Origin of the sequence: Streptomyces sp. NPDC003247 (genome assembly GCF_042888135.1) — a bacterium.
In the GTDB taxonomy this organism is placed as follows: Bacteria; Actinomycetota; Actinomycetes; order Streptomycetales; family Streptomycetaceae; genus Streptomyces.
Map to the genome: position 1 here is coordinate 322972 of NZ_JBIAPF010000011.1, position 9088 is coordinate 332059.

General features: G+C 64.1%; 6 protein-coding genes and 2 pseudogenes. 5 read left to right on the forward strand and 3 right to left on the reverse strand.

Annotated elements, in window-relative coordinates; genetic code table 11:
* Positions 1-221 precede the first annotated feature (221 nt).
* From ACFYWQ_RS33095 to ACFYWQ_RS33105, 3 genes and pseudogenes are all read left to right on the forward strand, one after another.
* A pseudogene (locus ACFYWQ_RS33095) lies at positions 222-398 on the forward strand (DUF317 domain-containing protein); the annotation flags it as partial.
* A gap of 447 nt (positions 399-845) precedes the next feature.
* A pseudogene (locus ACFYWQ_RS33100) lies at positions 846-1184 on the forward strand (transposase); the annotation flags it as partial.
* 90 nt (positions 1185-1274) lie between these two features.
* Complete coding sequence (locus tag ACFYWQ_RS33105) at positions 1275-2546, forward strand: PIN domain-containing protein (protein WP_389521595.1); 1272 nt, start codon at positions 1275-1277, stop codon at positions 2544-2546.
* A 203-nt stretch (positions 2547-2749) separates the two neighbouring features.
* Here the strand turns inward: ACFYWQ_RS33105 and ACFYWQ_RS33110 are convergent, their stop codons facing one another.
* From ACFYWQ_RS33110 to ACFYWQ_RS33120, 3 genes are all read right to left on the reverse strand, one after another.
* Positions 2750-5497: an ATP-dependent RecD-like DNA helicase gene (locus ACFYWQ_RS33110; protein WP_389521597.1), complete on the reverse strand. Its 2748-nt coding sequence runs from the start codon at positions 5495-5497 to the stop codon at positions 2750-2752.
* A 605-nt stretch (positions 5498-6102) separates the two neighbouring features.
* Entirely contained in the window at positions 6103-6642 is a 540-nt protein-coding gene (locus ACFYWQ_RS33115) for a GNAT family N-acetyltransferase (protein ID WP_389521598.1), read from the reverse strand.
* Positions 6639-7922: an XRE family transcriptional regulator gene (locus ACFYWQ_RS33120; RefSeq protein WP_389521600.1), complete on the reverse strand. Its 1284-nt coding sequence runs from the start codon at positions 7920-7922 to the stop codon at positions 6639-6641. Before ACFYWQ_RS33120 ends, ACFYWQ_RS33115 begins: the two co-directional genes overlap by 4 nt.
* A gap of 240 nt (positions 7923-8162) precedes the next feature.
* Here ACFYWQ_RS33120 and ACFYWQ_RS33125 point away from each other — a divergent pair, with 240 nt between their 5' ends.
* Both ACFYWQ_RS33125 and ACFYWQ_RS33130 read left to right on the forward strand, forming a co-directional pair.
* A complete protein-coding gene (locus ACFYWQ_RS33125; RefSeq protein WP_389521601.1) occupies positions 8163-8609 on the forward strand; it encodes an ATP-binding protein in 447 nt (148 codons plus the stop codon).
* A gap of 255 nt (positions 8610-8864) precedes the next feature.
* A partial coding sequence (locus tag ACFYWQ_RS33130; protein ID WP_389521602.1) for a transposase family protein occupies positions 8865-9088 on the forward strand: 224 nt, incomplete at its 3' end.

Genomic DNA, 9088 nt, shown 5'->3' on the forward strand with positions numbered 1-9088 from the left:
GCACGTACTTGCATGCGAGGTGCTCCGGGCCTGCGAAACGGAGGGTTTAGTCCACGGCGAATGATGGCCGGTTCCGGTGCAAACTGGACGTGCGGCTTGTGTACTGGGTGGCCCCACGCCACCTGGCCGATGACGACGACGCGCTCGCCGAGCGGGTCGACGAGACCCTCTCCGGCCTTGGCTGGCGCGTGTGGCCGACTTCCCGCCACACCATCCTGTACGTGAGCCCGGACGAGCTGTGCGGCGTCGAGTGGATCCTCGCCGGCTACTCGCTCGGCGGACTGCCCGTCGCCCTGCAGCTGAGCGCTCGCTCGCACGCGGCCTCCGTGATGACGGAGTGGAACGCGTACTTCACGGCCGGCGTGCCGCACGAGGCGATCACTGACCTTCTGATCACGCTTGATGCCCGCGAGGAGATGCCCTGTGCCAATGTCAAGGAACCCGAGGTGGTGCTGACCGCGCAGGGCTGGATCCGGGACGTGGACCGGCCCCACACCAGAGCCTCGGATCCCGGTTTCTGCTCCAGCGTTTCTCAGAAGATGGTGCCGCCGCTGATCCAGGACGTCGACCCGCGCCCTGACCTGCTCGGCTGGCAGGCTTGGGCGGAGCCGGTCCTTGGCCCCCCGTACATGTGGTGCGCCAGCTTCAGCGCCAGCGTTCCCCATGAGCGGAGGGTCGGCTCACCGTCATCCGCCGCAGATGATCCCCGCACATCCATCTGCTGCTGCGCTACAAGGGCGGGACAGAGACGGACCTGGTGGAGCCCTGGCGTGCGCCCCTGGCCCTACTCGATGGCCGCCGAGCGGTTCGCCGTGGGCGGTCGGCGGTTCGGCGTTGTCCGGGCCATGGGGACTTGGCCGTGGATCGTGTCGGATGGCCTGTGGGAGCGGATTGAGCCGCTCCTGCCGGAGTGGGAGAGGCGGTTCAGGTACCCGGGTCGCAAGCCGGTCCCGGACCGGCCAGATGCCGTGCGGGATCCTGTTCGTGCTGCACACCGGCGTCCAGTGGGAACACCTTCCCCAGGAGCTCGGCTTCGGGTCCGGCATGGCGTGCTGGCGACGGCCGAGGGACTGGAATGAGGCCGGGGTCTGCAGCAGCTGCATGAGGTACTGCCGGCCGAGCTGAATGCCGCCACCCGCCTCGACTGGTCGAGAGCGGTCGTCGGCTCCAGCCACGTCAAAGCGTTGGAACAGGCATGCACCTCCACTCAGTGATCAGAAGTTGAGAGAGTGTGGCTGTACGACTCGGATCCGAGGGAGACGGAGCCACCCGCCTTGATCATTCTGGACGCGAACATCCTCAAGTCGACCTCGCTGCGGAGTCCCGCCGCCGACATGCTCCGCGCGATCCGGGCCGCGAAGGTGGAGCGGGTCGCGGCTCCTTGGATAGCCATGGAGGAAATCGCCGCGCAGCAGGTCCTCAGCTACCAGGCGAAACACGATGCGGCCTTGGAGGCAGTGGATACCCTGCGCAAGGCCACCCCTTGGGCAGACATCGTGCACCCTAAGCGGTTCGACGACGAGCACGTACGCAAGCACTGGCGGGCACGGTACTCGGAGATCGCGGATGTCATCCAGACGCCCGCGTCCGCCTACCAGATGGCGATGTTCCGCGAGACGAACCTCCTCGCCCCGTGCAAGACCGTCAACAGCGGCAAGAACAAGACCGGTGCCCGAGATGCCGCGATCTGGCTGACGGCCGTCGAGTACGCCAGGAAGCACCCGAAGGAGACCGTCTACTTCGTTAGCAATAACACGGAAGACTTCGGTGACGGCACGTCCTTCCCCTCACCCATGGACAAGGACCTCCGGGGCCTGGAGAACCGGTTCTTCCTCTTCACCTCGCTCGACGGCGTCCTGAAGAAGTTCGCCACCGAAGTTGACGCAGAGGTCGAGGACGTCCAGGCGCTCCTGGGCACCAAGGAGAGCCATACGGCGGTCTTGGAAGCTGCCCGGGGTGCGAGCCGGCGCTTCCGGACGGTCTATGGATCCGTGCTGTACGAGGACGGAATGCGCGGGACCCTGAGCAGCGCTCGGGGGTGGGACCCGCGAGCAGTTGCTCTCGACACTGTGTCGGAGGTCAGCGCCCGCGAGATCGACGGGCATAAATGGTTCACTGCGTCCGTGCGCTGGCTGTTCGCGGAAGACGGGCATCAAGTTCGCCGGTTCGGCAGGGAGTGCGACAGGGTTGCCTACGCTTGGCAGACGCGCGTCCTGCTGAGCCCAACGGCTTCGGACAGCAGCTTGACAATTCTCGACTCGAAGCGTCCTGGCCCGGTCAGTAGGGACGACGTCCCTAACGTTCCGATAATCGTCGAGTCTGAAGAGCTGACAGCACTGTTGGAGGCAGCACTCGCTGGCGACCTCTCAGGCTCGTCCGTGCAGTTTCGGCAGATCTTGAACGCTCTGAGGCATGGCATGACCGACCGCAGCACTCGGGAAACGGCGCTGCGTCTCTTGGCCGATAAGGATGACGCCGCAGCCTTCAGGTTGCTGAGGAACGCAGTGCACGATCTTAGCGAGGAGGACACTGACGAAGCGCCGTAGCGGCGACGAGCGACTGAGGGGGCAGTCGGCCGCCCGCGCTTAGCCCTTACAGCGGCTGACACAATGAGTTCAGTTGAAACCAGCTCATTGTGTCAGCCGCTGTAAGACCAGTTCGCCAATAGCAATGAGGCACCTCCGCCCTACACCTTTCGTGTCGACTGGGAGATGCTCTATGGCGCCACGATTGCAATCGCTGCCAGCGTCTAAGGCAGCTGGCGCGTCTTTTGGCGCTTCGGTCGCTTCTCAACAGGGACCAAACCACGGCGAATCTTCATCAGATGCTCGTCCTTCGTGTTCTCGCGCACTGCGAGACGACTCAGGATTCGATGCTGCGTTTCCGGAGTCCAGAATATTTCGAGACGCTCCCGAGCGCGTGTGATCGCGGTGTAGAAAATGCTGTGGGAGATACTCTCCTCGTTGGCATCCGTGATGACAATCTTTACTGACTCGTACTCAACACCCTGTGCTTTGTGGATCGATACGGCGTAAGCGATCTGAAACGGCACCATGGTGGTGACAGAGTCGTCGTCATCGTCGCTGTTGCCGCGCTCGAAGACGTCGAACTGGACAGTCGAGCCTTCCACCCAGCGCAGACCGGTGAAGAGCGCATCGTCTTCAGTGACATCCCGTTCGAGATTCACATCGAAAGTGATACGGCCGGGCACGCGATCGATCTTGACGATTTTTCCCTTCAGGTTGTTAAAGATGACTGGACTGAACCGATCAGACTCGTTGAAAAGTACTGGATCTCCGACCTTGTATGTGGACTCGCTCCATGTCACAGCTGGATTCGGGTTGCTCGCCTGCAGGAACCGGTTAACGTTGTTGATGCCATACAGGCCGTCATAGTTAAGGCAGAGTACGATCTCGTCGTCGCTTCTATGTTGAAAGAGCGAGTCTCCCAGAACCGTCGAGTAGCCATTCTTGGAGAGCGACTCCTCGATGTGGTCGTCCAGGTTCCGCACCCTACTCCACAGCGTGAGAAGGCTCTGATCGGTCGTCCTGAAGGGCGCTGTGAGTTCGAATACAGACTCGCTCGGGATGTACGACCGGATGATGCTGAACCAGTTACCAAACTCAATCGATTCGATCTGGTATACGTCGCCAACAAGCACGAGCAGATCGAAGGATGTCTTCTCAAGTACATCAAGCAGGCTTGCGTTGCTCACCGTGCTGCATTCGTCGATTACCAAAACGTCGTACATTGCTCCGAATGACGTACCGGTGCGCACGTGCTTGCTGATCGTGCTGAACTCGGAGTTCGGCGCCTGTACTCGTCTCTTCAGGTTGTCGACAGCCGGATTGGTATGCGCCAAGAAGAGCTTCCGCGCGCCCTCAAAGTAGTTCGCGATGTGATTCACCATCGTCGATTTTCCGGTACCGGCCGCGCCGTAGACGAGGGCGACATTCGAGTGCTCGAACAACTTGGTCAGAGCTGCAGCCTTCAAAGGGTCATCGATGACGCCCGGGTTCGCGTCAATCCATGCCTGCACGTCGCTGCTGTGTTGGGGGACGCCAGTAGCAGAGATTTCCCGGAGTTTGTTGATTATCGAGACCGTATCGTCCTCATAACCGACGATGAACACATGCCCATTTGCTTGAGCCAGCTTCCTGCGCGCGTGCCGTTCTGTGGGGGGAAGCATGCGGTTGTGACGCGCGATCAGCTCGTCGAGGTCACCGAGGTCCTCCAACTCGGCTGCCGGCGTATAGATCACACCGTGCTGCTCGACATTGCTCCTGACTCGTCTGGCCAGCAGCTCGTGAGGCCGAGTCCTCGCGTCCAGGCTCTCGGCAAGGTCCCCAAAGCGCGGGTTATGTCCGCGTGGGGATGTGCAGAACGGCATCGTGTCGAAGGGCTTGCAACCCCAAGATACGCGCAGCCCGGAGAGTGCGGAACACTGGTCGACGTCGAACTGTGCCTTGATAATGCGGTTGTTCATCCGCAGCATGAGGTAGCGCAACAGGCGAGAACCTGGCCGGTTGTTGCGGATGAGGGACCGCGCGCGGTCAAGGACTGGAAAAATAACCTCATCTCGTTGAGTGCCGACTAGTGCCCAGGAGCGGAGAGAGCCGTAAGCAGCGTCAGTCATATCCATGAGATCAAGCAGACTTGATCGTGTTGTTGTGAGATACCGCATCAGGTTGCGGTACTCGGAATGCGACCTACTGACCTCTCCGTGCGAGGCGTTGAAGAGGCGTGCGAAGTTGTCGAACTCGCACGGTCGAATTGACACCTCCCATGAGCGGATCAGCGTGATGGGCATTTTCTTGCCGAGCACCTCGATCGTGTCGCTCGCCAGCTCCAGACTGGCCGCGTATTTGTCGGTGACGTCGATGTCAGTGAAGCCAATGATGCGATCGAACTTGCTCGTCCGGTTGTGGGCGAGATGAAACGTTACCTCATAATAGATACGGCCAGCGATGAAGAATGGTCGCGAGCTGTGAATGTAGTATCGCTCGTGACGTGGGCTTGAGGAAAGCCTCGTCTTTTCCTGCTCGATGCAGGCAGCAATCTTCTCGTAGTACTCCCGCAACGAGGGGTCGAGGTCGATCGGGAACTGTTCGATATTGGCCAGGATCGTTATACCGAGCTGATCCTTTGCGAGGTTGCGGGTGCGGAGTAGGTACTCGTAGTACTTCAGCATCAATCGCTCGGAGGGGTCACGATCCAGCGTGTAGTGCGAGACGCTGGCCTGGAGTAGGCCATGGAATCTACTCAGGAGCCTGATCTTAGCGAGCGCCTTAACGGCATCCAGAGCTGGCCCGACCTGGTTGTAGTGAAACTCAGCCGAGCGATCATTAAGGTGCGCCCAGACAGCAAGACCCTCGACAAGATTCCGGAGTTGCCCCAGCACGTTTTGCGAGAGGAAGCCTCGGTCGCCTACTGGGTTGGCAAGGTTCCGGCAGATCACGTCGTCGGCGCTCTTCACTTGCTGTTCTACTGTTGCCATCGCTCCCGCTCTACTTCCCCGAAGGGGCGTGCGTCACCTTCGATGGCGAGGCACGCAGTCCTGGCCTCCCCGCCCCGAGCTGAAGTGCACCGGACGGTGTCTGCGCATGTGTTTCGTCCTGCTGCCGAACAGTGGACGCCGCCCCGATGCACAACATCAGACGACAATAGAACCACTCAAGAGCCCGCGAACGCCCCGCTTTTCGAGACTGCCCTGCTTGCCACACAGGCTCCTGACCTGACCTGTACGGTCCCGAGACCAGAGGTGGCTTGCGCCACCCCCTGGCCGCCCATGTAAGGCCACAAGCGGCTAACAGATGCGGGGGCATCCATGGGGGTTCGCGTGCCAGATCAGAGTGGATGTGTGTGCATCCGCGCCAGCCAGTCCATGAACACCCTTGGTTGGTGCGTCTGGCGCCTGCTCGAACTCTTCGCGCCGCAAGGCTGACCCCGGGCTGGAAGTGCCGCCCACGTCCTCATGACGAGAGTCTGCCGTGTATGAGCTGCGGTCCCGGTTCGACGGCCCCAGCGGGGCGGCGCCGCATGCTCCCGGGGCCGCCGCATCCAGGCCGTGTCGCCGGTACCGGCGCGCTGTCGCGGGTGCGGTCAGTGACAGGCGCGGATCATCACGGTGAGGATCGGCGAGGCTGGTGACGGCTGACTCAGCCCGATGTCCTCGTATCCCCACGACTTGTAGAGCGCGTGGACCCTTCCGTCCCCAGCGGCCGGGTTGACCATGAGAGTGACGTACGGCTCGTCGCGTGTGGCGAGGAGGGCGTCGTGGATGCGGCGGGCGGTGCCGGTCTTGCGCCAGACCGGCCGGACGCCGATCTCCTTCAGGGCCACAGCCGGGCGCTCGGTGTACTTGCCCGCCGGCGCGGGACTGGTGCGCTGCCAGTAGCGGTCGCCGTGCTCGATGGTGTTGCCGTAGGCGTAGCCGACCGGATGGTCGTCCGCGTACGCGAGGACGACCGTGAACCCCGGCTCGCCGCCGTGTCGGTCCAGGCGCTCGCCGAACGCGGTGACCGCGTAGTTCGGCAGGTGGAGGAGCGGGGCGCGGACTTCGGCGTACACGTCGAGGAGGTCGCCGCGGACGGTGTCGAGGGTGGTGAACGTGCGCAGTTCGATGGCGGGTGCCGTGGTCATGCGGCGGTCCTCCAGCGGGCGGTGTGCTCGGTCCAGGTCTGTACGGTGGAGCTGCCCGGCGCGGTGGCGCGCAGTGCCGCCCCGAACTCTTGCAGCATGCGCGTTACCCGCGCGTGCTGGGTGGCGGCGTCCGCAGGGACCTTCATCGCGGTGGCCGTGGCGGCGTCGGCGTCGCCCTGTGCGAGTTGGGCGTGCGCGAGCCGGGTCGTGGTGATGGCCCGGGACCGGACCATGTGGGGCCGCAGCGCGGACAGGCAGCGGTGGGCGTGGAACTCGGCGGTCGCGTAGTCGCCGAGCGCCAAGTAGGCGGACAGCGCCAGGGAGTCCAACTCGGCCTGGTCGTAGAACGCGAGCATCCACACCGGCCGGTACTCGGCCGGGTCGGCGCGCAGCATGGCGTCCTGTGCCTGATCGAACGCGCGGCGGATGCCAGTGCGGTCTTGCGCCGTACCGTGAATCGCCGCCTGCCGGGCCAGACCCAGGGACGCGAACAGCGGGTCACGGCGCGTGATGTGTAGGTTGCGGGCCACGTCGTTGGCGGCGAGCGCGTCGGCGGGCCAGCCCATGTGCCGGTACATCGCCCCCGCGTGGCTCCAGATGCGGAACTTGATCGCCTGATCGCCGGACATCTCGGCGAGGGCTTGGGCCTCACGCATGTGCGCCTTGGCGACGTCGTAGCGACGGCCGTCGATCGCGGCCCACATCGCCGAGGAGCGGAATGCCGCCGCGGAGGCATAGAGGCTGCTGCGTACGCGCTGGGTGGCGCTGCCGGCGTTCTGGAGGTTCAGCGCCTCGTCGGCGAGCGCGGCAGCATGCTGCTCGATGCCGAGTTGTCCGCCGTGGCGGTGGTCGCTGGCGATGATCTCGGCGAAGCGCGTGTTCAGGCGGTTGACGTCGCTCATGCCGATGCCTCGCGGGGATGCGGTGCCGGGCGCTGCTGCTACGGCGGCAGCCGCTGCAATGCCGCCGACGAGGGTACGACGCTTCATGTCGGGGTCCTCCTGCTGCGGTGGGGCTGGGCTGGACGGAGTCCGGCCCCGTGGCACGAACCCTAGAGCGACGGCGGGCAGGCCACTGACGTCCTCGAGCGCCTTGCGGGTAGCCGATTTGGGCCACGTGACCCGGCCTGCTTTCCAGGCCCGGACCGATGAGCCGTCGAGGCCGCCAGGCCGCCCGGTCAGCCGCTCTAAGGCGCTGTTCACAGCGTCGGCAAGGCTGTTGGAGCTATAGCCGTGTTCGGCCATCCACGCCTCAAGAACGCTGTTGCGCGGGGTGTCCATGCACGCACGGTAGCTCTCACGCCCCTTCCACCACCAGGTAAAGGGAAGGTCAAATCACCCTAGGTCTTTCTTCCGGGTGGATGGCTAATCGCCCTAACCACCTGGCTGCAAAGGCGAGTTGTCTGGTTGCTGGTCGCTCGCCACTCCCTCCGGTGCGGGCGGCTGTTGACGGCCCGGCCCGCCTCTGGCGCCTTCTCAGGGGTGAGCCGGGCACCGAGACAACGCGAAGGCTCAGCCCCAATGACGAGTCTCATTACGCCATTTCAGGCCGCTCCCATCGGCCATCCCGCCTACAGCCAGACCTTCCCGTGCGAGCCGGCCACGGCCGAGATCGGCCGCCAGCTCGTCCGTGACGCCCTCGGCGTATGGCGCCTCGACAACCTTGCCGATGTCGCCGCGCTGATCATGTCGGAGCTGATTGCGAACGCCGTCAGGCACACCTCATGCCACTCGATCCGGCTGATCGTTGGGCGGCCGAGCGCGATACGGGTGCGTGTCGGGGTGGTGGACCGGGCACCCTTGCGCCTGCCGGTTCTCGGTCAGGCTGGTGACGACGACGAGTCAGGCCGTGGCCTGCTCCTGATTGACGGCATCGCCGACCGCTGGGGCTATGACCTGCACGGCCCGGACAAGCGCCCATGGGGCAAAGAGGTCTGGGCCGAACTCCTCATAGGGGGCGACGAGTGAGCACCTCGGCCACGGTGACCCCGCCCATCCCGGACGTCGCGGGCCTCCGGCCACGCCAGCAGATGGCCATGGAGTGTGCCCGCTGCGCCCGGTACTTGGGTGCGAGCGGCGAGGTCTTGGTCGATGTGCGTCATCGGGGCCTGCTGTTCCGGCTCTGGGTCTGTGGGCCCGCCTGCCGGTCGCCCACCCCCAGGCCGCAGAGCGGAGCCTAAGCGTTGTCCCGTAACTGCTGTTCATGGGTGAGATGATCTTGCCGTGGCTGGTGTGATCACGGCGTCGGAGCTTTCCTGGATAGCCCCGTTCACCGGGCTGAGCCCGCGTCAGTTCGGCAAGTTGGTCACCGCGCTGCGGCGCGAGGGTGCGGATCCGGTCCGCAAGGGCCGGCCCTGGAGCCTGCCGCTGGAGGACCGGGTCCTGCTGGTCGCCGCGTACTGGCGCACGAACCTCACCCTGCGGCAGTTGGCGCCGCTGTTCGGGGT

Coding starts and splice junctions, on each gene's coding strand:
- ACFYWQ_RS33110 (WP_389521597.1), bottom strand. CDS start 5,497: ATGGCAACAGTAGAACAGCAAGTGAAGAGCGCCGACGACGTGATCTGC.
- ACFYWQ_RS33115 (WP_389521598.1), bottom strand. CDS start 6,642: ATGACCACGGCACCCGCCATCGAACTGCGCACGTTCACCACCCTCGAC.
- ACFYWQ_RS33120 (WP_389521600.1), bottom strand. CDS start 7,922: ATGGACACCCCGCGCAACAGCGTTCTTGAGGCGTGGATGGCCGAACAC.
- ACFYWQ_RS33125 (WP_389521601.1), top strand. CDS start 8,163: ATGACGAGTCTCATTACGCCATTTCAGGCCGCTCCCATCGGCCATCCC.